The 25,557-nt window shown below is 73.3% G+C and carries 25 protein-coding genes and 1 pseudogene; 8 read left to right on the forward strand and 18 right to left on the reverse strand.

Annotation, left to right across the window (positions count from 1 at the left end):
- Positions 1-190 precede the first annotated feature (190 nt).
- The 3 genes from ACSHWO_RS08895 to meaB are packed head-to-tail and all read left to right on the forward strand — an operon-like array spanning position 191 to position 5,281.
- Positions 191-2,059 carry a methylmalonyl-CoA mutase subunit beta gene (locus ACSHWO_RS08895; protein WP_385805432.1) on the forward strand — a complete coding sequence of 623 codons (1,869 nt, stop codon included), beginning with the start codon at positions 191-193 and terminating at the stop codon, positions 2,057-2,059.
- Positions 2,060-2,064: 5 nt separating this feature from the next.
- On the forward strand, positions 2,065-4,287 hold the full coding sequence (gene scpA, locus ACSHWO_RS08900) for a methylmalonyl-CoA mutase (protein WP_385805511.1): 2,223 nt from the start codon (positions 2,065-2,067) through the stop codon (positions 4,285-4,287).
- 10 nt (positions 4,288-4,297) lie between these two features.
- Positions 4,298-5,281, forward strand: a complete 984-nt coding sequence (gene meaB, locus ACSHWO_RS08905; protein ID WP_385805433.1) for a methylmalonyl Co-A mutase-associated GTPase MeaB — start codon at positions 4,298-4,300, stop codon at positions 5,279-5,281.
- A 285-nt stretch (positions 5,282-5,566) separates the two neighbouring features.
- Here meaB and ACSHWO_RS08910 read toward each other — a convergent pair whose 3' ends face one another.
- Positions 5,567-6,010: an NACHT N-terminal Helical domain 1-containing protein gene (locus ACSHWO_RS08910; RefSeq protein ID WP_438310993.1), complete on the reverse strand. Its 444-nt coding sequence runs from the start codon at positions 6,008-6,010 to the stop codon at positions 5,567-5,569.
- A 4-nt stretch (positions 6,011-6,014) separates the two neighbouring features.
- A complete protein-coding gene (locus ACSHWO_RS08915) occupies positions 6,015-7,016 on the reverse strand; it encodes an asparaginase (RefSeq protein ID WP_385805434.1) in 1,002 nt (333 codons plus the stop codon).
- 131 nt (positions 7,017-7,147) lie between these two features.
- Between ACSHWO_RS08915 and ACSHWO_RS08920 the strand changes: the two genes are divergently transcribed.
- The 3 genes from ACSHWO_RS08920 (at position 7,148) to ACSHWO_RS08930 (ending at position 8,401) form a co-directional block, all read left to right on the forward strand.
- The gene (locus ACSHWO_RS08920) at positions 7,148-7,597 is read left to right on the forward strand and encodes an Lrp/AsnC family transcriptional regulator (RefSeq protein ID WP_361089395.1); all 450 of its coding nucleotides are present in this window, start codon (positions 7,148-7,150) and stop codon (positions 7,595-7,597) included.
- Positions 7,598-7,784: 187 nt separating this feature from the next.
- Entirely contained in the window at positions 7,785-7,937 is a 153-nt protein-coding gene (locus tag ACSHWO_RS08925) for a hypothetical protein (protein WP_438310997.1), read from the forward strand.
- Between the two features lie 200 nt (positions 7,938-8,137).
- Entirely contained in the window at positions 8,138-8,401 is a 264-nt protein-coding gene (locus ACSHWO_RS08930; RefSeq protein WP_438310999.1) for a hypothetical protein, read from the forward strand.
- 15 nt (positions 8,402-8,416) lie between these two features.
- Here ACSHWO_RS08930 and ACSHWO_RS08935 read toward each other — a convergent pair whose 3' ends face one another.
- The 4 genes from ACSHWO_RS08935 to sbnB (ACSHWO_RS08950) form a co-directional block, all read right to left on the reverse strand.
- Entirely contained in the window at positions 8,417-9,007 is a 591-nt protein-coding gene (locus tag ACSHWO_RS08935; protein WP_438311002.1) for a hypothetical protein, read from the reverse strand.
- Complete coding sequence (locus ACSHWO_RS08940; RefSeq protein ID WP_438311005.1) at positions 9,004-9,285, reverse strand: hypothetical protein; 282 nt, start codon at positions 9,283-9,285, stop codon at positions 9,004-9,006. Before ACSHWO_RS08940 ends, ACSHWO_RS08935 begins: the two co-directional genes overlap by 4 nt.
- A gap of 637 nt (positions 9,286-9,922) precedes the next feature.
- Complete coding sequence (locus ACSHWO_RS08945; protein ID WP_361089384.1) at positions 9,923-10,063, reverse strand: hypothetical protein; 141 nt, start codon at positions 10,061-10,063, stop codon at positions 9,923-9,925.
- Between the two features lie 109 nt (positions 10,064-10,172).
- Entirely contained in the window at positions 10,173-11,207 is a 1,035-nt protein-coding gene (gene sbnB / locus ACSHWO_RS08950) for a 2,3-diaminopropionate biosynthesis protein SbnB (protein ID WP_361089382.1), read from the reverse strand.
- A gap of 417 nt (positions 11,208-11,624) precedes the next feature.
- Between sbnB (ACSHWO_RS08950) and ACSHWO_RS08955 the strand changes: the two genes are divergently transcribed.
- Complete coding sequence (locus ACSHWO_RS08955) at positions 11,625-11,852, forward strand: hypothetical protein (RefSeq protein ID WP_438311008.1); 228 nt, start codon at positions 11,625-11,627, stop codon at positions 11,850-11,852.
- A gap of 52 nt (positions 11,853-11,904) precedes the next feature.
- Here ACSHWO_RS08955 and ACSHWO_RS08960 read toward each other — a convergent pair whose 3' ends face one another.
- Positions 11,905-12,822 (reverse strand): nitroreductase/quinone reductase family protein, encoded by a 918-nt coding sequence (locus ACSHWO_RS08960; protein ID WP_438311010.1) that lies wholly within the window; start codon positions 12,820-12,822, stop codon positions 11,905-11,907.
- A gap of 521 nt (positions 12,823-13,343) precedes the next feature.
- On the opposite strand from ACSHWO_RS08960, the pseudogene ACSHWO_RS08965 reads away from it, so the two are divergent.
- Positions 13,344-13,952: pseudogene (locus ACSHWO_RS08965) on the forward strand (alpha/beta fold hydrolase); the annotation flags it as partial.
- A gap of 184 nt (positions 13,953-14,136) precedes the next feature.
- On the opposite strand, the gene ACSHWO_RS08970 reads toward ACSHWO_RS08965, so the two are convergent.
- The 11 genes from ACSHWO_RS08970 to ACSHWO_RS09020 all read right to left on the reverse strand — a co-directional run bounded on the left by ACSHWO_RS08970 (position 14,137) and on the right by ACSHWO_RS09020 (position 25,556).
- A complete protein-coding gene (locus ACSHWO_RS08970; protein ID WP_361089374.1) occupies positions 14,137-14,913 on the reverse strand; it encodes a class I SAM-dependent methyltransferase in 777 nt (258 codons plus the stop codon).
- A 97-nt stretch (positions 14,914-15,010) separates the two neighbouring features.
- Positions 15,011-16,312 (reverse strand): acyltransferase family protein, encoded by a 1,302-nt coding sequence (locus ACSHWO_RS08975; protein ID WP_438311013.1) that lies wholly within the window; start codon positions 16,310-16,312, stop codon positions 15,011-15,013.
- Positions 16,305-17,300, reverse strand: coding sequence for an alpha/beta hydrolase (locus tag ACSHWO_RS08980; protein ID WP_438311016.1), 996 nt, complete (start codon positions 17,298-17,300; stop codon positions 16,305-16,307). Before ACSHWO_RS08980 ends, ACSHWO_RS08975 begins: the two co-directional genes overlap by 8 nt.
- A 127-nt stretch (positions 17,301-17,427) precedes the next feature.
- Positions 17,428-18,648, reverse strand: coding sequence for a sensor histidine kinase (locus ACSHWO_RS08985; RefSeq protein ID WP_438311018.1), 1,221 nt, complete (start codon positions 18,646-18,648; stop codon positions 17,428-17,430).
- The gene (locus tag ACSHWO_RS08990; protein ID WP_438311021.1) at positions 18,645-19,979 is read right to left on the reverse strand and encodes an FtsX-like permease family protein; all 1,335 of its coding nucleotides are present in this window, start codon (positions 19,977-19,979) and stop codon (positions 18,645-18,647) included. The genes ACSHWO_RS08985 and ACSHWO_RS08990 overlap by 4 nt, the downstream gene beginning before the upstream one ends.
- Positions 19,973-20,746, reverse strand: a complete 774-nt coding sequence (locus ACSHWO_RS08995) for an ABC transporter ATP-binding protein (RefSeq protein WP_361089364.1) — start codon at positions 20,744-20,746, stop codon at positions 19,973-19,975. The genes ACSHWO_RS08990 and ACSHWO_RS08995 overlap by 7 nt, the downstream gene beginning before the upstream one ends.
- A gap of 77 nt (positions 20,747-20,823) precedes the next feature.
- Complete coding sequence (locus ACSHWO_RS09000; protein WP_361089776.1) at positions 20,824-21,465, reverse strand: response regulator transcription factor; 642 nt, start codon at positions 21,463-21,465, stop codon at positions 20,824-20,826.
- A gap of 39 nt (positions 21,466-21,504) precedes the next feature.
- Complete coding sequence (locus ACSHWO_RS09005) at positions 21,505-22,491, reverse strand: clavaminate synthase family protein (protein ID WP_361089362.1); 987 nt, start codon at positions 22,489-22,491, stop codon at positions 21,505-21,507.
- Positions 22,488-23,501 (reverse strand): 2,3-diaminopropionate biosynthesis protein SbnA, encoded by a 1,014-nt coding sequence (sbnA, locus tag ACSHWO_RS09010; RefSeq protein ID WP_361089360.1) that lies wholly within the window; start codon positions 23,499-23,501, stop codon positions 22,488-22,490. Before sbnA ends, ACSHWO_RS09005 begins: the two co-directional genes overlap by 4 nt.
- A 29-nt stretch (positions 23,502-23,530) precedes the next feature.
- Entirely contained in the window at positions 23,531-24,562 is a 1,032-nt protein-coding gene (sbnB, locus tag ACSHWO_RS09015; RefSeq protein WP_438311024.1) for a 2,3-diaminopropionate biosynthesis protein SbnB, read from the reverse strand.
- 16 nt (positions 24,563-24,578) lie between these two features.
- Positions 24,579-25,556 carry a TauD/TfdA family dioxygenase gene (locus ACSHWO_RS09020; RefSeq protein ID WP_438311027.1) on the reverse strand — a complete coding sequence of 326 codons (978 nt, stop codon included), beginning with the start codon at positions 25,554-25,556 and terminating at the stop codon, positions 24,579-24,581.
- Position 25,557 lies beyond the last annotated feature (1 nt).

Consider the following 25,557-nt stretch of genomic DNA (forward strand, 5'->3'; position numbering starts at 1 on the left):
CGGCTTCGGCTTCGGCTTCGGCTTCGGTGGAACCGACGACCGGTGCGATGCCGGGCAGCCGGGTCGGCGGCCCCCGCCTCCCCGCACGGGCGCAGTCGCTCGCCCGTGCCCCCTCCCCCTCACCTGAGAGGGGGAGATCACATCCGGTGGTTATGGTCGTTCTCTAGGTGACCCCCCTAGCATTCGGGCCATGACGGTCCTGCCTGACGACGGGCTCTCCCTGGCCGCCGAGTTCCCTGACGCGACACATGAGCAGTGGCAGCGCCTGGTAGAAGGCGTACTGCGCAAGTCCGGCAAGGACGTATCCGGCGAGGCCGCGGAAGACGCGTTGTCCACCAAGCTCGAGGACGGGCTCACCACCCGCCCGCTGTACACCGCGCCCCGAACGCCCGAGACGCCCCACGACACCGGCTTTCCCGGATTCGCCCCCTTCGTGCGCGGCGGCCGCCCCGCCGGTACGTCCGCCTCCGGCTGGGACGTGCGGCAGCGGCACCTCGGCACCGACCCCGCCCGGGTCAACGAGGCCGTCCTCGCGGACCTGGAGAACGGCGTCACCTCCCTCTGGCTGAGCCTGGGCCGAAACGGCCTGCCCGTGGAGTCCCTGGGGCGGGCCCTGGACGGGGTGTACCTGGACCTGGCGCCCGTCTCCCTCGACGCCGGCGCCGCGTACGCCGCGGCCGCCCGCGCCCTGTTCGCCCTGTACGCCGAGCGCGGGGTGGCCCCCGGGGCCGCCCGCGCCGTCCTGGGCGCCGACCCGCTGGGCCACGAGGCCCGTACCGGCGAGGAGTCCGACCTCGCCCCGGCCGTCGCCCTCGCCCAGGAGGCGGCCGCGCACTGGCCGGGCGTGCGCGCCCTGTCCGTGGACGCCCTGCCGTACCACGAGGCCGGCGGCTCGGCCGCCGAGGAGCTGGGCCTGTCGCTGGCCACCGGTGTCGCCTACCTGCGCGCCCTCGACGGCGCCGGACTCGGCGTCGAGGACGCTCTCGGCCAGCTGGAGTTCCGCTACGCGGCGACCGCCGACCAGTTCCTGACCATCGCCAAGTTCCGGGCCGCGCGCCGGCTGTGGGCCCGCGTCGCCGAGGCCTGCGGGGCCCCGCAGGCGGGCGCCCAGCGCCAGCACGCCGTGACGTCGCCGGTGATGATGACCCGCCGCGACCCGTGGGTGAACATGCTGCGCACCACCGTCGCCTGCATGGCGGCGGGCGTGGGCGGCGCGGACGCGGTCACCGTCCTCCCCTTCGACCACGAGCTGGGCCTGCCGGACGCGTTCGCGCGCCGCATCGCCCGCAACACCTCCTCCATCCTGCTGGAGGAGTCGCACCTGGCCCGTGTCATAGACCCGGCCGGCGGCTCCTACTACGTCGAGCGGCTCACCGACGAACTCGCCGAGGCGGCCTGGGAGTTCTTCCAGACCGTCGAGAAGGCCGGCGGCCTGCCCGCCGCCCTGCGCTCGGGCCTGGTCGCCGACCGCCTGGCCGCGACCTGGGCGCAGCGCTCCGCACGCCTGGCCAAGCGCCGCGAGCCCGTCACCGGCGTCAGCGAGTTCCCGCTGCTGACCGAGCAGCTGCCCGAGCGCGAGAGCGCCCCCGAGGCCCCGTCCGGCGGGCTGCCCCGGGTCCGGCGCGACGAGGCGTACGAGGCGCTGCGCGCCCGCAGCGACGCCCACCTGGCGGCGACCGGCGCCCGGCCGCGGATCTTCCTCGCGGCGCTCGGCACGGCGGCCGCGCACACCGCGCGCGCCACGTTCGCCTCGAACCTGTTCCAGGCGGGCGGCATCCAGCCGGTCCACGACCCGGTGTCGGTGGACGCGGCGACGGCCGCCGGGGCGTACGCGGCGAGCGGCGCCGACGGCATGGCCGTACTGTGCTCCAGCGACGCGCTGTACGAGGAGCAGGCCGAGGCCGTGGCCGCGGCCCTGCGCTCGGCGGGCGCGACGACCGTCTTCCTCGCGGGCAGGCCCGGCACGGCGGCCGGCGCCGTCGACGAGTACGTCTACGCCGGCTGCGACGCCGTCGCGGTGCTGTCCTCCGTTCTCGACCGGATGGGAGTGGCCCCGTGAGCGGCATCACGACCGGCAGCGGCATCCCCGACTTCTCCGACCTCCCGCTGCGCGGCACGGGCGGCGCCGGGGCCGCCCCGGCCTCCGAGGACCAGTGGCGCAGCGCCGTCAAGGAGTCCACCGGCACCGCCCCGGGCGACCTGGTGTGGGAGACGCCCGAGGGCATCGGCGTGCAACCGCTGTACACCGGGCGGGACCTGGAGGGCGTGGACTTCCTCCGGACCTACCCGGGCGTGGCCCCGTACCTGCGCGGCCCGTACCCGACCATGTACGTCAACCAGCCCTGGACGATCCGCCAGTACGCGGGCTTCTCCACGGCCGAGGAGTCGAACGCCTTCTACCGCCGCAACCTCGCGGCCGGCCAGAAGGGCCTGTCGGTGGCCTTCGACCTGCCGACGCACCGCGGTTACGACAGCGACCACCCGCGCGTGACGGGCGACGTCGGCATGGCGGGCGTGGCGATCGACTCGATCTACGACATGCGGCAGCTGTTCGACGGGATCCCGCTGGACCGGATGTCGGTGTCGATGACGATGAACGGCGCGGTGCTGCCCGTCCTCGCCCTCTACATCGTGGCGGCCGAGGAGCAGGGCGTCTCCCCCGACAAGCTCGCCGGGACCATCCAGAACGACATCCTCAAGGAGTTCATGGTCCGCAACACCTACATCTATCCGCCGAAGCCGTCGATGCGGATCATCTCGGACATCTTCTCGTTCACCTCGCAGAAGATGCCGCGGTACAACTCGATCTCGATCTCCGGGTACCACATCCAGGAGGCCGGGGCGACGGCGGACCTGGAGCTGGCGTACACGCTCGCGGACGGTGTGGAGTACCTGCGGGCCGGCCGGGAGGCGGGCCTGGACGTGGACGCGTTCGCGCCGCGCCTGTCCTTCTTCTGGGCGATCGGCATGAACTTCTTCATGGAGGTCGCCAAGCTGCGGGCCGCCCGCCTGCTGTGGGCGAAGCTGGTCAAGCAGTTCGACCCGAAGAACTCCAAGTCGCTGTCCCTGCGCACGCATTCGCAGACCTCCGGCTGGTCGCTGACCGCGCAGGACGTCTTCAACAACGTGACGCGGACCTGCATCGAGGCGATGGCCGCGACCCAGGGGCACACCCAGTCGCTGCACACCAACGCCCTCGACGAGGCGCTCGCCCTGCCGACGGACTTCTCCGCGCGCATCGCCCGCAACACCCAGCTGCTGCTCCAGCAGGAGTCCGGGACCTGCCGGTCCATCGACCCGTGGGGCGGCAGCGCGTACGTCGAGAAGCTCACGTACGACCTGGCGCGCCGGGCCTGGCAGCACATCCAGGAGGTCGAGGCGGCCGGCGGCATGGCCCAGGCCATCGACGCGGGCATCCCGAAGCTGCGCGTGGAGGAGGCCGCGGCCCGCACCCAGGCGCGCATCGACTCCGGCCGGCAGCCGGTGATCGGCGTCAACAAGTACCGCGTCGAGAACGACGAGCAGATCGACGTCCTCAAGGTCGACAACTCGTCGGTGCGCGCCCAGCAGATCGACAAGCTGCGGCGACTGCGCGAGGAGCGCGACGAGGCCCGCACCCAGGACGCGCTGCGGGCCCTGACCAACGCCGCCGAGCGGGGCGCCGGGCAGGGCCTGGAGGGCAACCTGCTCGCCCTGGCCGTCGACGCGGCCCGGGCCAAGGCCACCGTGGGCGAGATCTCGGACGCCCTGGAGAAGGTGTACGGACGGCACGCCAGCCAGATCCGTACGATCTCCGGGGTGTACCGCAGCGAAGCAGGGGAGTCCCCGAACGTGGAGCGCACCCGGGCCCTCGTCGACCGGTTCGAGGAGGCGGAAGGCCGTCGTCCGCGCGTGCTGGTCGCCAAGATGGGCCAGGACGGGCACGACCGCGGCCAGAAGGTGATCGCGACCGCCTTCGCCGACCTGGGCTTCGACGTCGACGTCGGCCCCCTGTTCCAGACCCCGGCGGAGGTGGCCCGCCAGGCCGTCGAGGCGGACGTCCACGTGGTGGGCGTGTCGTCGCTGGCGGCCGGCCACCTGACCCTCGTCCCGGCGCTGCGCGAGCAGCTCGCGGAGGAGGGGCGCGAGGACATCATGATCGTGGTGGGCGGGGTCATCCCGCCGGCCGACGTGCCGACCCTGCTGGAGATGGGCGCCGCGGCGGTCTTCCCGCCCGGCACGGTCATCCCGGACGCGGCCCACGACCTGGTGACGCGGCTCGCCGCGGATCTGGGCCACGAGCTGTAGGCGGCGGCCGGTGCCGAAGATCGACATCGAGGCCTACGCGAAGGGGGTGCTCGACGGCAGGCGCGCGTTCATCGCACGCGCGATCACGCTCGTCGAGTCCACCCTGCCCGCGCACCGCGTGCTGGCGCAGACGCTGCTGACGCAGCTCCTGCCGCACGCGGGGCGGGCCCGGCGCATCGGCATCAGCGGCGTGCCGGGCGTCGGCAAGTCCACGTTCATCGACGCGTTCGGCACGATGCTGACGGGGCTGGGCCACCGGGTGGCCGTCCTCGCCGTGGACCCCTCCTCCACCCGTACGGGCGGGTCCATCCTCGGCGACAAGACGCGGATGGAACGGCTGTCGGTGGACCCGGCCGCCTTCGTCCGCCCCTCCCCCTCGGCCGGAACGCTCGGCGGGGTCGCCAAGGCCACCCGCGAGTCGATGATCGTGATGGAGGCGGCGGGCTACGACGTCGTCCTCGTCGAGACCGTCGGGGTCGGCCAGTCGGAGACGACGGTGGCGGGCATGGTCGACTCCTTCCTCCTGCTGTCCCTGGCCCGTACGGGCGACCAGCTTCAGGGCATCAAGAAGGGCGTCCTCGAACTCGCCGACGTCCTGGCCGTGAACAAGGCCGACGGCCCGCACGAGCGGGACGCGCGGGCCGCCGCCCGCGAACTGTCCGGCGCGCTGCGGCTGATGCACCCCGCCGATGCGGCGTGGACGCCGCCGGTGCTGACGTGCAGCGCGCGGGAGTCCAGCGGGCTGGACGAGGTGTGGAACCGGCTCGAACAGCACCGGCGGCTGCTGGACGCCGGGGGGCGGCTGGCGGCGAAGCGGGCTGCGCAGCAGGTGGAGTGGACCTGGTCGATGGTCCGTGAGGAGCTGCTGCGACGCCTCCAGGCCGACCCGGCCGTACGGGAACTCGCCCCGGCCCTGGAGGCCCGCGTCAGGGAGGGCTCCCTGACCCCGACCCTGGCGGCGGACCGCATCCTGTCGGCGTTCGGGCCGGCCTGACCTCCCCCTCCTCCCGTCCGGTCCCCCCTCGGGCGGGACCGGACCGGGTGCCGGGCGGGTCGCAGTCCAGGTGCACGTGCGGCGGCAGGACGTCGGCGCCGCGGATGCGGTCGGAGCCCGTCTCCACACGGACCACCCGGAGGCCGGGCAGCGCGGCGAGCGGGCCGACGTCGAGCTCCCCTTCCGCGCCGTCGTCCCCGGCGAGGCGGACGTCCTCGAGGCCGGGGAAGGCCGCGGGCAGCCGCCGCGCGACCGCCTGGAGCCCCTTCTCCCCCTTCCCTGCCGTCAGGCCTTGGCCGTCAGTTCCGCGACGCCGCGCGTCTGCCGGACCAGCGCGCCCGCGACGAACGCGGAGCGCTGAGTGGAGAAGTGCAGGACGTGCGGGCACGCGGCGTCGAGCAGGCGCTCGTAGAAGTGGGTGGCGTCGGCGCCGAGGTGCCTCTCGGGCCGGCCGGCCGCGCGTCGCGGCTCCCTGGCGAAGTCCGCGGCGCCCAGCCGTACCGCGTCCAGGTCGGTCAGCGTCGGGTCGCCGAGGGCGTGGAGGGTGGTGGCGAGGGCGTCGGCGACCGCCTGCTGCTCGTCGGCGGCGACGGGCCGCTCGCCGCCCGTGCGCAGGGCCTGGCGGACCAGTTCCGCGGCCAGGGTGCGGCAGGTCGGATTCCGGCCGGCGCCGTTGGACGAGATCCGAAAGGGACGGCCCGGTGCGGTGACCGGAACCGTTCCGGCCACAGCGCTAGGCGTCGACGAGGACCGGGCCCGACGGGGAGAGGGCCTCGCGGAGGATGCGGGTGCGGGACGCCGGGTCCTCGGAGGCGAGGAGCGCCGAGAGGACCGCGATGCGGGCCTGTCCGGCGCGCAGCGTGCCCGTCGGGACGGCGCCCGCGGCGACCAGGTCGACCGCTCCGCCGTGGGTGTAGATCTCGGTGACCGGGCCGGCCGCGACGCGCGTGGTCAGGGCGACGAGGATGCCGCGCGCGACGGCGGCCTCGACGGCCTCCACGATCTCCGGGGTGGCGTTGCCCGCGCCCGTGCCGATGAGGACGATGCCCCGCGCCCCGGCCGCGACGGCGGCGTCGAAGAGCGCCCGGTCGCCGTCCGCGTGGTGCATCACCATGTCCACCCGCGGGGGCAGCTCCGGCATGGCGGGCAGCGGCAGCGCCTGCGGCCGTACGGGTTCGCGCAGCACGGTGACCTTGCCGAAGCCGATCTTCCCGAGCAGGGCGCGCGAGGGGTCGGCGAAGGCGTCCAGTGCGACGGCCTGGGTCTTGACCGTGCCGCGGGCGGCGTGCACACGGCCCGCGAAGCCGATCAGGACGCCGAGGCCACGGGTCGTGGCGGCGGTGAGCAGGGCGTCGTACAGGTTGCCCGGGCCGTCGCCCTCCGCGGTGCCCATCGGCAGCTGGGCGCCGGTGAAGACGACGCTGCGCGGGTCGTGGTGGTGCAGGTCGACGAGGAAGGCCGACTCTTCGAGGGTGTCGGTGCCGTGGGTGACGACGATGCCGTCGACGCCGGGGTCGGCGAGGACCTCGTGCACGGTGCGCAGCAGGGTCAGCTGGTGGGCGGTGGTCAGCCGGGGGCTGTTCACGCTGAACAGGTCCACGACCTCGACGGTGACGTCCTCGGGCAGCGGCGCGGTGGCCATGACCTCGCGTCCGTCGGCGTCCGCGGCGAAGCCGGAGCCCTGCCAGCGGCTGGCTATCGTGCCGCCGGTGCTGATGACGACGATCCGCCCCATGGCCGCCCTTCCTCACGTACGGGTGACATCTCGTACAGATGTGCTGTAGAGAGCAATGATAGTGACTCCGGCCCGCAATTCGATTGCCGGTTTCGCCCGGCCCGGGATACCACGCGGGTGATAATTGCGTGATGGATGCGATCGACCGCGAAATCTTGCGCGAGCTCCAGGCCGACGGCCGGCTCAGCAACCAGGAGCTGGCCCTGCGCGTGGGCCTGACCCCCTCCCCCTGCATGCGCCGCGTGCGCCAGCTGGAGCAGGACGGGGTGATCCGCGGCTACCGGGCCGTGATCGATCCGGAAGCGGTCGGCCGGGGCTTCGAGGTGCTCGTCTCGGTGGAGGTGCGCCGGGACCGCGAGGCCGTGGAGGCCTTCGAGGCGGCCCTGCAGGACATCCCCGACGTCATCGAGGCGTACCGGCTGTTCGGCAGCCCGGGCTGCCTGCTGCGCATCGCGGTCGCGGACCTGCGGGCGTACGAGCGCCTGTGGATCGAGAAGCTGACCGCGCTGTCCGGGGTCACCGAGGTCAACTCGCAGATCATCATGAAGAGGATCAAGGGGCCCACCGGTCTGCCCGTCTGACGCCCTCGCTGTACGGGGAGTTCACCGGGCGCCGAGCCGCCCTGCGGGCCCGGTCGAGCTGTGCGGACGGCTGCGGCGCCGCGCGGTTGCCCGACGGGCAGCTGTACGCGGAGCTCCGCCACCCCGACCGCCCCCCGAAGGAGCCCGCCGAGGTGCTGGCCCGGCCGCTGCGCGCGCTGAGCCCCGGGTGGCCGGGGCGGACACCACGGCGCGCGCCGCCGTCGAGGACGACGAGGCGCTGGAACTGCCGGCCTCGCTCGCCGGCCGGGACCGGCCGGAGGCCGAGCCGGACGCAGCCGACGCGTGGAGGCGTACTGCGCCGGGCTGCCGCTGGCGCTGACGGTCGCCGGCGCCCGGCTCGCCGCCCGGGCGCACTGGCCGGTGTCGCGGCTGGTGGCCCGGCTCGCCGACCGGACACCCGGCTGGCGAGCCGGCGTTCGGTGACGTGGGCGTGCGGGAGGCCCTCGCGGACTCGGTGCGCCGGCTCGGCGGGCCGGAGCTGGCCGCGCTGACGGGACCCTCCGGCGGGGACCGCGAGCCGTGCTCCGCGCAGTTCGCGGCCTCGTCCTCGGCACCGCGCAGGAGGACGCCGGGGCAGCGCTGGACGCCCTGGTCGACGGCGCCCTGCCGGAGCTGTCCGGGAGGGACGCCCAGGGCCGGCCGCCGTACCGCTGTCACGACCTGGTCAGGCTCCTGGCCGCCACGCTGACGACCCGTGAGCTGGACGCCGGCCGGGCTGTGCCTGCCCTACCGGTCCTGCCGGTCCTGCCGGTCCTGCCGGTCCTGCCGTCCGCGGTGCGGTGACCGGCTCCGGCGGGCTCACCAGGAGCCGTGCGAGCGGGAGAACGCCGCGCCCGTCGGCCGCAGGGCGGGCTCGATGGTCTCCCGGACGATGGTCCACACGTCGCCGACGACCCGCTCGCGCGGCGGCCGCGGGGACCGGGACAGCGCGTCGGCGGTGATCGCCCAGGCCGACGCGACGGCGGCCGTCGCCCGCACCTCGGCGGACGGCTTGGCGGCCTTCGCCCGGGCCCGGCCCGCGTCGATCCGGAAGGCCAGTTCGGCGGCCTCGCGCAGCTGGACCCCACGGATGACCCGGTCCGCGGGCAGCGCGAACACGGCCGGCGAGAGCGGGTGGGCGTACACCTGCCGGACCCAGGTGGAGACGCGCAGCCGCTCCCGCTCCTCCCAGCCGCCGCGGGCCGCCGGACCGGGGTCGTCGCGCTCGACGGCCTCGGCGATCCGGGCGAAGTACGCGGTGATGTCCTCGGGGGTCAGGCCGAGCAGCCGTGCGGGCGCACCGGATGCGCCGGGCGTCACGGGGCCGGCGGCTGCCTGCGCCGCGGGGGCGGCGCCGGCGGCCCGTTCGGCGGTCAACTGCTCCACGGGGAAGTAGGACTCGATGGTCATGGCTGGACGGCCTTTCGCTGGGGCGGAGTTGGTTCGAGGCGGAACGGGCCGGCCAGGGCCCGGCGGGCGCCGGCGCGGTGGGGGACGAAGGCGGCGGCGTCCCCTTCGGCGGGCAGGGACAGTGCGCGCCGTAACTCCTCGGTGTCCAGCGGCGGCAGGCCGGCCGGGTCGGTGCGCTCCGGCGGGCGCCAGCACCAGACATGCGCCTCGCCCCGGGCGGCCGTCGCGCCGGCCACGGACATCGCCGGGCCGGCGGCGCCTTCCTCGCGTGATGCCATGGGATCCCCCTCCCTTCTCCCCCGTCGGACGCGGTGCGGACCTACGGCCCCCCGTCCTCGGCGGGACGATCCGGAGACAAAGCCGCCCCATGAGAATGGTCGGGGCACCTATCGTTCCGCTATACCCGTCGACGGGGCCCGAAGGCCCTGCCCCTTTTCCCCGCAGGCCCGGGACGCCTCAGCGCTGCTGCCGCGCCCGGTGCCCACCCCGTCGTGCGGTTCCGGCACGACGCCGGGCCCGGCGCGGTGCTGCTGCTGCTGCTGCGCAACATGCCGGTGGTGGGGACGAGCCGCTTCCGATGCCGCCGACCGTGCCCGGCTCCGTGGAACGCGTGCCGGGCACGTGGGCCTGCTCTGCGTCCGCGAGGACGCGGCGGGCCGGGCGAAACCGTGCACCTCCTCGACACGCCGGGCCCCTCCGCTGCTGTCCGGGAGGACGGTCTCGGTGCTCGCCGCGCCGCGGTTCCTGCGGACGATGTCCGCGGTGGCCTTGCGCGCCGGCGACCTCACGGTGGTCGACAACCGGCCGGCGGTGCACGGCCGGGCCTCCTTCACCTCCCGCTCCGGTGGCCGCACGCACGGAGGGCCGGTTACTGGCGGGAGCCGAGGGCAGCGAAGAACGGGAAGACGCTGAACGTCACCTCCGGGGTGTCCGGATGGCCTCGAAGCCGGCGAACTCGCCGTGCGGCCAGTAGGCGACGGGCAGACCGGTGACCGAGCCGAGCACCCCGGCGAGGAGGCCGGCGATCAGCGCCTCGCGGCCGATGAGCTGCCGCACCTGCCGGGGGGGTGGCGGCGACGGCCCGCAGCGGGGCCGGTTCGCGGTAGCGCTGCCGGACCGTGGGTGGCGCGGGCCGGGCGGAGACGTACCGGGGGCGGGTGCGGGGTCAGCCGTAGCGGCGCATGTCGTGGAAGAAGTCCTCGACGACGGGCAGCCGGCCCTGGGCGCGGAGGGTGTCGTAGACGTGCCGGCCGACGGCGAGGTCGAGGACGCCCAGGCCGAACGGGGAGAAGAACACCGGCCGGTCCGTGGGCACGGCGAGGCTGCCGTCGAGGACGTCGTACAGGGTCCCGGCGAGGAAGTCGCGGCCGCCGGTGAGCTGCTCGGCGAGGTGGGGCGAGGTGTCGGCCTTGAGGCAGTGCTCGATGTCGTCGACGACGTTGAAGCCGGTGAGGATCACCTCCGGGGACAGGTCGCGCAGGGAGACGTGGAGGACCAGCGGGTTGTGGGTGAACCAGCCGGGGTCGGTGACGTGCGGGGTGGCCGCGACGGTCGCGAAGACGACGAGGTCGCTGGAGCGGATCAGCTTCTCGGCGCTGTCGTGGACGGTGACCTGGGCCGGCTCGCCCGTCCGGTCCAGGTAGCCGGCGAAGCCCGCGGCGTGCTCGGCGGACAGGTCGTGCACGCCGATCCCGTCGAACTCCCAGCCGGTGCCGGCCAGGTACTGGTGGATGTAGCGGGCGATCAGGCCGACGCCGACGAAGCCGATCCGGCGGGGGCGGCGGCCGGCCGGGCTGAGCCGGTCGGCGGCGAGCGCGGCGGAGGCGGCGGTGCGGGCCGCGCTGATGATCGAGGACTCCAGGCAGGCGAGCGGATATCCGGTCGCGGGGTCGTTGAGGATCAGCACCGCGGAGGCACGCGGGATCCCCGCGGCCACGTTGTCCGGGAAGCTGGAAATCCACTTCAGCCCGTCGACGGGGGCCGCTCCCCCGAGGGAAGCGGGCAGCGCGATGATGCGCGCTCTCGGCCGGTCGGGGAAGCGCAGGAAATAGGAGGGCGGATTGACGGTGTCGCCCTCTCCGTGCACCCGGTACGCGGATTCGATCAACCCCACCACTTCGGGCGCACGGCCGTCGAGGACTTCGTGCACCTGGGCGCCGGGGATGACGGCGAAAGAAGGCGCGCCGACCGTACGTGACATCGCGGACTCCACAACTCGGCGGTTTTCTCGTCTGCGATGACGCTAGGGGAGGGCCTCGTCGACGGGTTGTCGACCGGCCGCACGCCGCGCCGGGAACCCGCCGGATGACACACTCCCGACGGTGCCCGGCCCGGTCCCGCGCCCGTGCCGGGCCGGTGGCCGGTCCCGCTTCCCCGGGTGGTCGCCCGGGCAGCCGTTCCAGGGCGGTGCGGGCCTTGCCTCCCGGGGCGGGGAGCGATCCGTACCCCCCGCGGCCCGGGAGCGTGGCGTGGGAACGCAGCCCCCTCCACGCTGTCCGCGGACTACCACGGCCTGCTCTGGGCGACCCGGCGCTGCTCCTTCGCGGAGGCCATCGGCGCCACGGCTCGGCTGCACGTCCCGATCTGGGCCGGCCTGGCCGGGCTCGTCCTGAGCGGCATGATGCTCCGGCCCGACCTCGGCTCCCCGCTGACCCTGGCCAAGCTGGGCCTCGTCCTCGTCCTCACCCTCAACGGCCTCCAGGCCGGACTGCTCGGCCGACGCCTGGAGGCCGCGGGCGGCTCGGTCCGCCGCCGCGCGCTGGTGTGGGGCGGGGTGACCGCGCTCGTCTCCCAGGTGTGCTGGTGGGGAGCCGTCGTGATCGGCTTCCTCAACAGCAACGGCTGACCGACCCACGGCCGGGTCGGCTGCGGGGCAGGCTGTCAGGCGGTCGGGCGGGTCAGGCGGCCGGCGGACCGGGCGGGAACGGGATCCCGGCGAGCAGCGGCAGCAGCGCCTCCTCCTCGTGGTCGAGGTGGGCGTTCAGTTCCTGCGCCATCCGGGCCAGTTCCCGGCGGAAGCGCTCCGGGTCCGCGCCAGAGATGTCGGCGAGCAGCCCGCCGATCTGCTGCTGCAGCCGCGCTACCGCGACGTGTTCGGCGCGCAGCCGCGCGAAGACGTCCTCCAGGTGCGGGTTCGCGGCCTCCACCGCCGGGAACAGATGGGACTCCTCCCCGACGTGGTGGAACTCCAGCGCCTGGCAGAACGCCAGGCAGTGCTGGCGGATCTGCAGTCCCAGACCGGGAGCCGGCGGGGCGGCCCCGCCCCCGTTCGCGCGGGCGGGCAGGGCCTCGAAGTACGCCTCCACCTCGGCGGCGACGTGCCGCAGCTGCCCGCGCAGCCACACGTGCACCTCGACGAGCTTGTCCGCGAGGCTGCGCACCTCGGCCGGACCCTCGCCGGGTGCGGGGTCGTTGCGCTCCAGCACCACCACGGGCAGGATCCGCGGGGTGTTCTCCTGGTACGTGCCGTAGCCGGGCTCCACGCCCACCACGTGCGCGAACAGACGGTCCCGGCGCTCGCCCTCGGCCGGCACGGCGACCGCCTCGAAGCTCTCGGCGCCGACCTCCACCCGGACCAGGGGGTGTGCCATGAGGTTGTGGTACCAGTCCGGGTGCCGGGGGCCGCCCATGTTCGAGCCGATGACCAGCAGCCGGCCCTCGTGGGGCACGTAGCCGAGCGGAACGGTCCGCTGCCGGCCCGACCGGGCGCCGGTGGTGGTGAGCAGCAACAGGTTGCCGCCCTCGAAGTAGCCGCCGACTTTCCCTCCGTTGGCGCGGAACTCGTCGATGACGGACTGGTTGAAGTGCGAGGACATACGGGCTGGGTCTCCCTTGATGGCGGGCGGGCATGCAGGCGTGCGCACGGCGGTGCGGAAGGGGAAGGAAGGACGCTTGCGCGCGCGGCCCGGCCCGGCCCGTACGACGGGACGGCGGGGAACAGCCCGGAGGAAGCCGGGGAGGGCGCGCGGAAGCGCCCGGATCAGGCGGTGCCTGTGAAGAGAGAACGCATGGGAAGGCTCCCGGCGTGACAGGTGGTCGCCCGATCGCCGGCCGGCCCAGTTCTCTTTGGCCGGCGCCACGCGCCACGCCGCCCATTAGAACGACCGCCTCAAGATCTTGTCAACGCCGCACACCCGCCCGCCCCGGCGCCGCCCGTGCGCACAGTGATCCTTCCCGGCCTGGTTGTTGCTGGCGGAAAACGAGTCCGAGGTGCTTCGCTTGCCCCGGCTCATCCGCCCGGCGGCTGCCGTGCCGCCCCGACCGCGCTTGGAGCGCCGCGTCCGGGCGGACGACCCTTCGCGACGGCCCGAACCCGTACGGCTCCCAGGAGATGTGAATGGCTGAGGTGGACCTTTCGGCTGGCACCGTGGAGTACCAGGACACCGGCGGCGAGGGCCCGGTCGTGGTCCTGCTGCACGGTGTCGCGATGGACGGCTCCCTGTGGCGGAACGTGGTGGCGTCGCTGCGCCCACGGTTCCGCTGCGTGGTGCCGACGTTGCCGCTGGGTGGGCACCGTCGGCCGATGGAACCGGACGCGGACCTGTCGATCGTGGGGGTGGCCCGGCTCGTCGCGGAGTTCCTCGACCGGCTCGACCTGCGGGACGTCACGCTGGTGATGAACGACTGGGGCGGCGCGCAGGCCCTGGTCTCCGAAGGCAGGGACGAGCGGATCGGGCGCCTCGTCATCACCTCGTGCGAGGCCTTCGACAATTTCCCGCCGGGCGCACCCGGAAGGAACCTCTTCACCTCGGCGAGGCTGCCGGGCGGCATCAACTTCGCCTTCAGGCTGCTGAAGTGGAAGCCGATACGCCGACTGCCCGTGACCTGGGGCTGGATGAGCAAGCGGCCGGTCCCGCACGAGGTGATGAACGCCTGGTTCGAACCGCTGTGGACCTCCGCGGAGATCCGCCGCGACCTGCGCAAGTACGTGCTCGGCGTGCCGCCCGAGATCGGCACCCCCCTCGCGGTCTTCGGCCGGTGATCCGTGCCGCTGAGCGGAACCCCCGAAAGCAGCCGGCCCGGCCGCCGGCCCGGCCGGGTTGACGGAGCCGCGCGGCCGGGGCGCGGCGGCCCTCGTCAAGGGTGGCCGTGGACCGACGAGCGGGTGGGGGCGCCGCAAGGCGGCGGCGTCAGGCGAGGGTGAAGAAGACCATCGGGTTGTGTCGGCTGTTGCGAACCGGCACGTCGAGCCCCAGGTCGCCCTTCACCTGGCGGAGCTGCTCGATGACCTCCGGAGCGTGGGCGGCCGACGGGGTGAAGTACGGGATGCGCCGCTCGTTGAGCCACTTCATGAGGACCGATCCCTCGCTCAGCGGCTTCGGCCGGCGTCCGTGGAAGACGTCGTGCACGCTGGTCGGAGTCCCGGAGGGGACCTTCGGAAACACGTTGTCGATGTACCAGTGGGCGAACCGGGCACCGTGGTCGGCGTCGATGAACAGGTAATCGGTCAGGGTGATGTTCTCTCCGAGCTGCTCGCGGACGTCTCCCTTGGTGAACGTCCAGCGGTCCGCAGAAAGCTCTGCCGGCACGTTGCTCACCACGTGGTCGACGATGTCGTACGAATAGAGGTGGCCCACGCCGTTGTCCCGCAGCGCGCTCAGGATCCACATCGTGGACCAGCCGTAGAACGTTCCTATTTCGACCACGGTCTCGGGGCGGTGTTCGCGCAGCAGCAGATAGGTGATCTCGGCTTCGTAGTCGTCGAGCTGCGCTTTCATCGACTTGCCGCGCTGCTCCAGGAAGGTGCGCTGCTGGTCCCTGACGGCGCGCAGATCGTCCTGGTACTTCGCGTACAGCGCTCCCACGACTTCCACGGTGAGATTCCGAAGTGCGTTGTCGGCGCCCTTGGGTGCGGAATTCCCGGCACCGTGCGACATCGAATTCTCGACACCCTTTGAAACGGTCACGAAGCTTCTCCCTTTTTTTGTCAGGTCCACGGGAAGGTCAAATGGCGAACACCGTACACCGGCCCGATATCGTTCCGAAATCGTCCGGATATTCCTCCTATCGGCGGGGCCGTCGGGAGGTCCTCTCCAGATCGCGGAACGCCAGCCAGCAGACGGCGAGTACGCCCGCGAACACGGGTAGCCAGGCGAGGCGGCACAGCACCCAGTGCGGGCTGTCCGGCACGGTGTGGAGGCCGGGGAAGTGCTGTCCGGAGCCGACCGACACCACGGTGGTGACGAGCAGGGCCGTCTGGTGCCAGAGGAAGACCGTCATGGCCGAGAGGTTCAGCAGCGCCACGGCCGCCCAGAGGAAGAGTCCGGCGGTGGCTCGGGCCGGCTCCCCCACCCGGCCGGGCGGCAGAACGGGAATCGGCTCCGCCGTCTGCCCGGTGACCCGCCGGATCGGACCGCACAGCAGCAGCCCCAGGCCGCACTGGGCCACCCCGAAACAGACTGCTGCCAGACTCGGCGGGCTGAGATTGGACAGCGCGGCCCCGGGAACGCCGACCATGCTCGCCGGGTAGTCGCACCACAACACCAGCACCGCCACCGCGGCCACGCCGCCGACCAGCATGGCGACGGCGTACCTGCGACGGGTGAGACCGCCCGCCGCCCAGAGCACGCCCAGCGCGTACGGCACCAGCCAGCCCGCCGGCACGTTCAGCGACCGGATCGCGGCGACCCATCCCGCGTCATCCGCCAGTGCGCGGACCAGGTCCAGAGCGGCGACCACCAGGAAGGCCGACACCGCCAGCCGGCCCGCGCACCGCCGGATCAGCGGAGTGGCCGCTGTGATCACCACGTACACGCAGAGGAACCACAGCGGGGACAGGGCGAGCTGGACGAGGGTGCGGATCGTCTCGTACGCGACACCCGCGGCGGCCAGTCCCAGCAGGACCAGCGCCCACACGGCCAGCAGGGCCGTCGCCGGGCGGAACAACTGCCGCAGGCGCTGGGCCAGCCAGGCGCGGTAGCCGATGTGACGCGCCATCGCGGAGGCATAGCTCTGGGATCCGACGCGGCCGCCGACGAAGAAGAACACCGCGAGCGGCTGGAGCAGCCAGGTCACCGGGGTGAGGCCCGGCATGTGGCGCAGCGGGCTGTCGCCCCCGAGGTGGCCGCCCGCCCGCAGCGCCACGGCGGTCACCAGCCAGTGGCCGAGCACCACCCCGAGGATGGACAGGGCGCGCAGGGTGTCGACCGCGCGGTCCCTGGAGGACGGGGTGGCCGCGTGGATCCGCAGCACCGCCCGGTGCAGCCGGTCCACCGCGGTCGGCCGGGCGGGCCGTTCCCGGGAGGGGCGTGGTGCGGGGGCGGCGGGTGCGGGCCTGGTTTCGGGTCGGACGCGGAGGTCAGCCACGGGCCACCGCCGCATCCCGCCCGAGGCTGATCAGGGCGATGTTCCGCAGGGCGAGACTGCCGGGTTGCAGGTAGTCGCCGTGCCGGCTGTCGCCGGTGGGGAGGGTCCGCGCACCGAAGTCCGCGGAGGTCGGGTCGGCGCCGAAGCCCACGTTCCCGCTGGGGAGCGGGAGTTGCGTGTGCGGTACGTTCGCGATCCAGTCCCGGCTGCCCCGGCCGGCCCATAGCGGGACGCGTATGCCGAGCTCGGAGGCGGATCGGGCGCCCGTGCCGGGGCTGCCGAAGACGACGACCCCGGTCAGGCCCGACTGGGCCTGCTGGTCGGTCCCGCGCAGCGCTTCCGCGCACACCACACTGCCGTACGAGTGGCACAACAGGGCGGTGGGGGCCGCGGGGTTGAGCCCCCGCAGCTGACGGAGCTGCTCACGGAGCAGGCTGCCGCCCTCCACCGCCCGGGTACGGGTCACGGTGTCGCGGCTCTTCGTCCGGGGAGCCCGGTAGCCGTACCAGGCGATGACGGCGACCCGTGAGTCCGGGGCGAGGGCGCGCATCTCGCCGTACAGCGCACGGGCTCCGCCGCCCATCGAGCTGTGGGGGGAACCGAGGTGGTCGAAGGTGTCGACGGTGGTGTCCGAGCCCGGCACCAGGAGGGCGATCCGCTGCGCGTGCACCAGGTCTCCGATCACCTCCACGGCCTGGCCGTCGCCTTCGGCGCTGACCTCCAGGAAGGTCCGGTCGCCGTCGGCGAGGTGGTCCAGCGCCTCTGCGCGGCTCTCGTCGCCCATCCGCCGCGCCGCGTCCGCGGCTTCGGTGAGGTACCGGTGGTTCACCGCGTAGCGGTCGGGCAGGTTCTCCGCGGTCACCGGGGCGGGCCGGGGAGCGGCCGGCAGGCCGGGCACGGCCGACGCAGCGGCGGCCGCGACGGACGCGACGATGCATCCGGCAAGGGCCACGGTCAATAACGCGTGTCTGGTCCGCGCAGCGCGCATGGAGAGCTTTCCTTCCGATGGTGGGGGGCGTCGAGGGCCGCCCGGGGCCTGTCGGGGCAGGCCGGGCAGCGCCAGCGCGGCCATGTCCGTGGGCGTGGGTGGTCCGGCCGCGTCGGGCCGTGGTCCGTCAGATCCGGACGGGCAGTTCGATCACAGCGGTGGTCGGGCCCGACGGGGGGCTGTCGAGTGCGAGGGTGCCGTCGACCGCGGCCAGCCGTTCGCGCAGACCCAGCAGGCCGCTGCCCGCTCCGATCCGGGCACCGCCCTTGCCGTCGTCGCGGACCCGGATCCGCAGCAGGTCCCCGACGAGGTCCGCGTCGAGCGAGGCCCGGTTCGCCCCGCTGTGCTTGGCGATGTTCGTCAGCAGCTCGGCGACGCAGAAGTACGCCACTCTCTCGATCACCGGGTCGGGCCGCTCGGGCACGTTCGTCCTCAGGGTGACCGGCACGCCGGCCTGTGCCGTCAACTGCGGCAGGGCGTCGACGAGTCCCAGGTCGAGCGCGGCGGGGCTGATGCCGTCGATGAGGCGTCGCAGTTCCGCGATGGCCGCGTCGGTCTGGGTACGGGCCCGTGCGACCAGCGTGCGCGTCCGGTCGGCGGAGCGGTCCTCGTCGTCCAGGGCGTCCGCGGTCAGCGACAGCGTGATGGCGATCGCGACGAGCTGTGCCTGCGTCCCGTCGTGCAGGTCCCGCTCGACCTGTCGCAGGGTGCGGGCGCCCTCGGTGAGGGCCGTGCTGCGCGCCCATTCGAGGGTCCGGACCCGCTGCTGGGCGGCGCTGGGGCCGAGCAGGGTCCGGGCGAGCAGCCGGTGCACGTTCAGCAGCCCGCGGACCGCCGCCGGGACGACCGCCAGGACGAGCAGACCGCCGAGCACTGCGGCGCCGCCCGGCAGCAGTCCCGGCCGGCTGATCAGCGCCCACACGACGGACCACACACCGAGCACCGGGACGCCGACCGTCGCGGCGAAGCCGAGGACGTCGACCGGGAGCCGGAGCATCAGGTACAGCATGCAGCGCCAGGCCGTCGCGTCGGACAGGCCGCTGCGGATCCAGCGCATCACGCCGGGGACGGGCTGCGGCGGCGCGGGCGCTTCGACCGGCTCGCCGAGCAGCGCCCGGACCATCCGGGCGTGGGCCCGGCCGAGGAACCGGGCGCCCCTCAGGCCGGCGGCGAGCAACGGCAGTCCGAGCAGGGTCAGGGACAGCAGACCGCCGACGTAGAGGACGGCCAGGACGTAGACGATGCCGACCAGCGAGAGCGGCAGTCCGGCGCAGGCGTAGCCGATCGCCGCCGGCCGTATCCTCCGTCCGTGTGTGCGGGCCGTTTCCACGGCCGTGGTCGCCGTCATGCCGCGGCCTCCACGGCTGGTGCCGACGTGGCCTTCGCGCCGGTGCACAGGATCGTCGTGACGGTCAGCGCCACCACGCCCAGCACCAGGGGGCCGTGCGTCTCCAGCGGGACCGAGGGGAGCACACCGTCCGTGGCGGCCACCGCGAACGCGATGGTCGTGGGCGCCGCGACCAGCAGTCCGAGCAGTACTCCCGCCGCGGCGGTCAGCACCGCCTCCACGCCCAGCATCCGCAGCAGCTGGCGCCGGGTCGCACCGATCAGGGTGAGCAGCGCGTACTCGCGCCGCCTCGACGCGGTCAGCGACACGAGCGTGTTGACGGTGGCCACCGCGCCGAAGCCGGCCAGCATGGCGAGTTCCACTCCGCGCAGCCAGACGTCGCTCTCGGCGTACGCGCCGGGCGGGGCGACCTCCCGGAACGTGCCGGTGACCGCGGCGAACGTCGTGGAGAGCCCGACCAGCAGCGCGATCGGCACGACCGCGGAAGCCAGCCGGTGGGCGTGCCCCCGGAGGTTGTCGGCGGCGAGCCAGCCACCGGCGTCACCGAGGTGCCGGACGCCGGCCAGCCGGAACGGCAGGCCGAGCAGCACCATCGCGAGCCGCGCGAGCAGGGGTCCGAGCAGGCCGACCGCGATCATGAGGAACAGCGAGCCGAGGAGGGCGGCCTGAGCGGCCTTGTCCATCGGCTGCCGTGCCGTGAAGCCGCACCAGAAGCCGGCGCCCGTGAGGACGAGCAGACCCGCGATGCCCCGCACCCAGCCGAGCCGGCCCTGTTCGGCAGCCGTCTGCTCCATCGCCGCGGAGGGCCTGCCGCGGACCGTGCGGCGCGCGGCGAGCTTCGTCGCGCCGAGGCCGACCAGCAGGGTCGCCGCGGTGCCGATCAGCATGGGCAGCGGCGAGGAGGGGACCTCGGCGGCGGCCGGGGACAGGCCGCGCGCGACGAGCTCGGCCAGGAACTCCCTGGCACCCCAGGAGCCGAGCACCCACGCCGGCGGTGACACGAGCAGGGCCACCAGCAGGAGCTGGCACCTGATGAGCCGCTTGACCTGGACCGGCGTCGCGCCGGTCGTGCGCAGCAGCGCCATGTCGCGGGCCTGCTGGCGCACGGAGAAGCCGAGGGTGTTCGCGACCACGAACAGGGCCATGACCATCGCGATCTCGCCGAACGCCCCGCCGATCATCCCGAGCCGCGAGCCTCCGCCGCCCGCGATCGCCGTGGCGATGAGGGAGCCGAACAGCGTGATCACGGCGACGGCCAGCAGGAGCGCCGCGGCGAGCCCCGCAAAGGTGGCGGGCCGGGCCCGCAGGGCCCCCAGAGCGAGCCTCAGCATGCCAGCCCGCTCAGCTTCTCGGCGATCACCGCGGCCGACGGGCGTACGAGGTCGTCGACGAGCACGCCGTCGGCGAGGACGACGACCCGGTCCGCGAAGCTCGCCGCGACCGGATCGTGCGTCACCATCACGCAGGTACGGCCCTCGGTGTCCACCCGCTCGCGCAGCAGCCACAGCACTTCCCGGCTGGTGGAGCGGTCGAGCGCGCCGGTGGGTTCGTCGGCGAAGAGGATCCGGGGCCGGCTGAACAGCGCACGGGCCACGGCCACCCTCTGCTGCTGACCGCCGGAGAGGCGGCCGGGCCGTTCCTTCCTGCGGTCCGCCAGGCCCACCTGCGCGAGGGACTCGGTCACCGCGTCCCAGTCCACCCGGGTGCCCGCGAGCCGGGCCGGAAGGGCGACGTTCTGTTCCACCGTCATGGACGGCATCAGGTTGTACGACTGGAAGATGAACCCGGCCTCGACGCGCCTGAGCTGCGCGAGACGCCGCTCGGGCAGAGCGGTGATCTCCGTCGCGCCCCAGTGGACGGTGCCGGCCGTCTGCCGGTCCATCCCGGCCATGCAGTGCAGCAGGGTCGACTTGCCCGACCCGGAAGGTCCCATCACCGCGGTGAAGGTGCCGGCCGCGAAGCTGACGTCCACGCCGCGCAGCGCCTTGACCGCGTCGCGGCCGCGGCCGTACGTGCGGTGCAGGTTCTCGGTGCGGACTTCCAGCCCCGATTCCGAACCCACGGTGGGCCGGACAGGACTCCCGGTGCTCAGTGACATGTTTCCATTCTTGGTCGCACGGCCTGTGCGGAACACCGTGCTACCTCCCGTCTTCGGGGTTCGGATATCCGCCCCCCTTACGTCCTGACCTCTTGCAGGTAGGCGACGACGGCCTTGACGCGGCGGTTGTCGGCGTCGGTCGGCTGCAGGTCGAACTTCCCGAACACGGAGGCGGCGTGCTTCTCCACCGCACGCTCGGAGATGACGAGCAGTCCGGCGATGGAACGGTTCGAGTGGCCCTGCGCCATGAGGTCCAGGACCTCCCGCTCCCGTTCGGTCAGCCGGTCGAGTCGGCGCGTGCCGCTGTTCAGCATGCGGCTGACGATCTCCGGGTCGAGGGCGACGCCGCCGGCCGCGACCCGGCGCAGCGCTTCGATGAAGTCGGCGGTGGCGGAGACCCGCTCCTTGAGCAGGTAGCCGATGCCGGACGCCTCGCCGGCCAGCAGGCGGGCCGCCCAGGACGGCTCGGCGTGCTGGGAGAAGACGAGGATGCCCACGCCCGGGTGGTCCGCCCGCAGCCGGACGGCGGCACGGATGCCCTCGTCGGTGTGGGTCGGGGGCATCCGGATGTCGACGACGGCGACGTCGGGGACGTGCTCGGCCACCGCCGCCAGCAGCTCGTCCGCATCGCCCGCGGTGGCAACGACCTCACAACCGCGGGCGGTCAGCAGTTCCACCATGCCTTCACGGAGAATCACCGAGTCCTCGGCGATGACCACTCGCACAGCACGCTCCCCTGGTCGCCGTCAACTGGGCTTTCATTCAACCAGAACGTAGCCGTCGTCCGGGCGCCACCCTCGCGAACGGCGCAGGCTGGTCAGGGCGAAGGTGCGCTGCAGCCAGCGGTCCCTGCCGTCGTAGCGCGGGGTGAACGCGGTGCGGCCGTGCACGGTGACGTGGTTGTCGACGACGACCAGGTCGCCCGGGAGCAGTTGGGACGTCGCCGAGACCTGCTCGAACAGCGTCCCCAGCTCGGCGAGGGCCTCGGCGCCGTCCGTCGTGGTCGCCCGGGTGGCGGAGAAGTCCACCCGCAGGTCCGGGTCCTCCCACGCGCCGCCCAGCACCGGATGGCCGCAAGCGCCCCCCGCGCCGGGACCGAAGGAGGGCGGCGCCTCGGTGACGAACTCGGGTCGGGCCAGCGCCTCGCGGGAGGACTGGCTCAGCAGGTCCAGGACCTCGCGGACGCAGGCGGTACGGGTGCCCGCGACCCCCTCGTGGTCGGCGCGCAGGCAGAGCAGCATCACGTAGTCCGGGCGGTACTCGTGGAACGCGTTCTCCGTGTGGAACGAGAGCAGCACGGAGCCGGCGTTGCCCTGGAACTCCTCGCGGCCCGGCACCGGTACGACGTCCTGCACCAGGGCGCCGGACTTCTCCCGCCGGAACGCGGCGGGGTCGCCCAGCCCGCATGCCACCATCAGGAGGACCGCGGCGGCCACGGAGGCCTCCCGCTGGACCGAGTCGGCGACCGAGGGGGTGTCCTCCTGCGCGACGTCGCCCACCGGCAGGCCCCGCAGCAGCAGCCGGCCGCGGGGGCCGGAGTGCCGGCGGAACCGGCGGATCGCCTGCCGCAGCGGGCCGGGCAGGTTCTCCCAGGCGTCCCGGGCCGCCGCCACGAACTCGGGCGAGTCCACCCGGCCGCCGGCGACGTCGAGTATCTCCCGCGCGACGGCTTCCACCAGGGCGGCCTCACCGCCGAGCGCGAAGGCCGTCTCCTCGGCGACGTCCGTCTGCAGCAGATCGCTCATCGCACTACACCCGTACTGGACATCATCGGTACTTCCTCGGCTTTCTCGAGTTCGTCGACGAGCGCGGAACTGCCGTATATCTCCTCGACCCAGCCCCTGTGGTAGACCGAGTCCAGGTAGCGCTCGCCCATGTCGGGGGCGATCGCCACCGCGGTGAGGTCCTCGCCCGGAGCGTGTTCGTCGAGCCAGCGCATGGCGCCGCTGATCACCGTCCCGGTCGAGCCGCCGAGGAGGAAACCGCGCCCGGCCAGCCGGTGGCAGGCGCGGACGGTCTCCACCTCGCTGACCATGACCACGTCGTCCACGTAGGACCGGTCGAGCAGCGGCGGCCGCACTCCGGTGCCCAGGCCGGGGATCATCCGCGGCAGGGACGGGCCGCCGAAGGTCACCGAGCCGACGGCGTCGACGGCGACGACGGTGACCTCGGGCCGGTTCTCCTTGAAGTAGCGGGCGCAGCCCATGAGCGTGCCGGTCGTACCGGCGCCGACGAAGGCCACCTTCAGATCGGGGAACCGCCTGGCGATCGCCGGGGCCGTCGACCTGTAGTGCGCCAGCGCGTTGTTCGGGTTCGCGTACTGGTTGAGCCAGACGTAGCGGTCGTCCAACTCGCACAGTTCCCGCACCAGGCGCAGCCGCGCGCCGAGGAAGCCGCCCTCGGTCGCGGGTTCGGTAACGGTGTAGACCGTGCCGCCCATGGCCTCGATGAGCTGCTTCGTCGCCAGGTTGCACCGGTTGTCGGTGACGCAGACGAAGTCGTAGCCCTTGCTGGCGGCAAGGATGCTCAGTGCGACGCCGAGGTTGCCCGACGACGACTCCACCAGGATGGAGCCGGGGCGCAGCGCCCCGCTGGACTCCGCGGCCTCGACCATCGCCCGTGCGGCCTTGAGCTTGATCGAACCGGCGAAGTTGAATCCTTCGCACTTCAGGTAGAGCCTGCGCCCGAAGGTGCGGCGGAGGTCGACGAACAAGTCCTCCTCGTGGTACTCCTGCGCCTCTGAGATGATCGGCACAGCTACCTCCCGTTCTGGGGCAGTTGCCCCTAGCCGCCGTACCGGTTCATCTCGTGGAAGAAGTCCTCGACCACGTGCAGGTCGCCGCCGCGCGACACCTGGTCGTACACGTGGGCGCTGACCGCCAGGTCGAGCACGCCGAGGCCGAACGGGGAGAACACCACCGTGCGGTCGGTCGGCACCGTGGCACGGCCCGTCATGACGTCGTAGAGGGTTCCGTCGAGGAAGTCCCGGTTGCCCGTGAGTTGTTCGGCCAGGTGCGGCGAGGTGTTGGCCTTCAGGCAGTGCTCGACGTCGTCGACGTAGTTGACGGAGTCGAGGATGATCTCGGGTGCCAGGTCCCGCAGGGAGACGTGGAGCACCAGCGGGTGGTGGGCGAACAGGGCCGGGTCGGTGACGTGCGGCGTGCCCGCGACGGTGGCGAAGACCACCAGGTCGCTGCTGCGGATCAGGTCGTCCACGGAGTCGTGGACGGTGACCCGGCCGCTCTCGCCCGAGCGGTCCAGGTAGTCGGCGAAGCCGGCCGCGTGCGCGCCGGACAGGTCGTGCACGCCGACCTCGTCGAAGGTCCAGCCGGTGCCCGCCAGGTAGGTGTGCAGGTAGCGGGCGATCAGACCGGTGCCGACGAAGCCCACCCTGGTCGGGCGGGTCCGGCCGCGGGTGAGTCGGTCGGCGGCCAGCGCGGCCGACGCGGCCGTCCTGCTCGCGCTGATGATCGAGCTCTCCAGGCAGGCGTACGGGTAGCCGGTGCGCGGATCGTTGAGGATCAGGACCGCGGAGGCGCGCGGCAGCCCGGAGCTCACGTTCTCCGGGAAGCTGGAGATCCACTTGATGCCGTCCACCCCGTCGTCCCCGCCGAGCGAGGCGGGCAGGGCGATGATGCGGGCGGTGGGACGGTCGGGGAACTGGAGGAAGTACGAGGGCGGGTTGACCGTCTTCCCCGTGCCGTGCGCGAGGTACGCCGCCTCGACGATCTCCGTGACCAGCTTCTCCTGCCCGCTCAGCGCACGCTGCACCTGCTGGCCGGAGATCACTGCGAAAGTTGGGCTGTGCTTCGTCATCTGGTTTCTCGAACCTCTAGACGGATCGGGTGGTGGGGTTCGCCATCGCGACGAGCACCTCGCGGGCCCCGTCGTACGGCAGCCGGCTGTGCGCCGTGCGGAGGTTGTCGACGAGCATCAGGTCACCCGGGCGCCACGGCTCGGCGACGGTGACGGAGTCGTACACCTTGTTGATCAGCGTGACGATGTCCTCGGTGATCTCGCCGCCGTCGCCGAAGCTCGTGTTGAACGGCAGGCCCTGCGGGCCGTAGACGTCGACCAGGTACTCACGGACCTCGGGCGCCATCGTCCACTCGTTGAGGAAGGCGATCTGGTTGAACCAGAGCCGCTCGCCGTCGGCGGGGTGGCGCAGCACCGCGGGACGGCGCTGGCTGGTGCGCAGCCCGTCGCCGGTCCACTCGAAGGTGATGTCGTTGGCCGCGCAGTAGCGTTCGACCTCGGCGCGGTCGGTGGTGCCGAACGCCTCCGTCCACGGAACGCCGATGTCCTCGGTGTAGCTGCGGGTGAGCAGCCATCCCTCGCGCTCGAAGCGCTCCACGAGGTCGGTGGGCAGGCCCTGCAGGACGCGGCCGGCATCGGCCAGGGCGGTGGCTCCGCCGCTGCTGGGCGCGCTCAGGCAGGCGAAGGCCATGGTGGCCGGGAACTCCAGGGCGTAGCTCAGCTCGTGGTGCATGCACATCGGCTGGTTCGGCGGCCACTTGGAGGACGAGTAGATGCGGTCGTCGTACGTCCAGCGGGGCGCGAACGCCTCGCGCTCGGGCATCAGGTCGCCCCCGAGGGTCTTGAGGACGGCGGCCGCTGCGGCGGCGTCGTTCAGCCCCAGGCCCCGTACCAGTACGGCGCCCTGTGAGGCGACGATCCGGTACAGCGCCTCGCGGTGCTCGGCGGCCCAGGCCGCCGGGTCCGCAGCGTCGGCGACGGTGACGACGGCCGGGCGGCCCTCGTCACGCCGCCCGTCGAATCCGGCGAAGGGGTCCGTGTCGTTCGACGGCACT

It is taken from the genome of Streptomyces pallidus (ex Mingjun et al. 2026) (assembly GCF_051550185.1).
In the GTDB taxonomy this organism is placed as follows: domain Bacteria; phylum Actinomycetota; class Actinomycetes; order Streptomycetales; family Streptomycetaceae; genus Streptomyces.

Bases quoted from the DNA above. Each gene is read 5' to 3' on its own strand.
- ACSHWO_RS08990 (WP_438311021.1), bottom strand. From the start codon at position 19,979: ATGCTGAGGCTCGCTCTGGGGGCCCTGCGGGCCCGGCCCGCCACCTTT.
- ACSHWO_RS08940 (WP_438311005.1), bottom strand. From the start codon at position 9,285: ATGGCATCACGCGAGGAAGGCGCCGCCGGCCCGGCGATGTCCGTGGCC.
- ACSHWO_RS08920 (WP_361089395.1), top strand. From the start codon at position 7,148: ATGGATGCGATCGACCGCGAAATCTTGCGCGAGCTCCAGGCCGACGGC.
- sbnB (WP_361089382.1), bottom strand. From the start codon at position 11,207: ATGTCACGTACGGTCGGCGCGCCTTCTTTCGCCGTCATCCCCGGCGCC.
- ACSHWO_RS08915 (WP_385805434.1), bottom strand. From the start codon at position 7,016: ATGGGGCGGATCGTCGTCATCAGCACCGGCGGCACGATAGCCAGCCGC.
- ACSHWO_RS09005 (WP_361089362.1), bottom strand. From the start codon at position 22,491: ATGAGCGATCTGCTGCAGACGGACGTCGCCGAGGAGACGGCCTTCGCG.
- ACSHWO_RS08955 (WP_438311008.1), top strand. From the start codon at position 11,625: ATGATGCTCCGGCCCGACCTCGGCTCCCCGCTGACCCTGGCCAAGCTG.
- ACSHWO_RS08895 (WP_385805432.1), top strand. From the start codon at position 191: ATGACGGTCCTGCCTGACGACGGGCTCTCCCTGGCCGCCGAGTTCCCT.
- ACSHWO_RS08985 (WP_438311018.1), bottom strand. From the start codon at position 18,648: ATGACGGCGACCACGGCCGTGGAAACGGCCCGCACACACGGACGGAGG.
- ACSHWO_RS08935 (WP_438311002.1), bottom strand. From the start codon at position 9,007: ATGACCATCGAGTCCTACTTCCCCGTGGAGCAGTTGACCGCCGAACGG.
- sbnB (WP_438311024.1), bottom strand. From the start codon at position 24,562: ATGACGAAGCACAGCCCAACTTTCGCAGTGATCTCCGGCCAGCAGGTG.
- ACSHWO_RS08995 (WP_361089364.1), bottom strand. From the start codon at position 20,746: ATGTCACTGAGCACCGGGAGTCCTGTCCGGCCCACCGTGGGTTCGGAA.
- ACSHWO_RS08960 (WP_438311010.1), bottom strand. From the start codon at position 12,822: ATGTCCTCGCACTTCAACCAGTCCGTCATCGACGAGTTCCGCGCCAAC.
- ACSHWO_RS08980 (WP_438311016.1), bottom strand. From the start codon at position 17,300: ATGCGCGCTGCGCGGACCAGACACGCGTTATTGACCGTGGCCCTTGCC.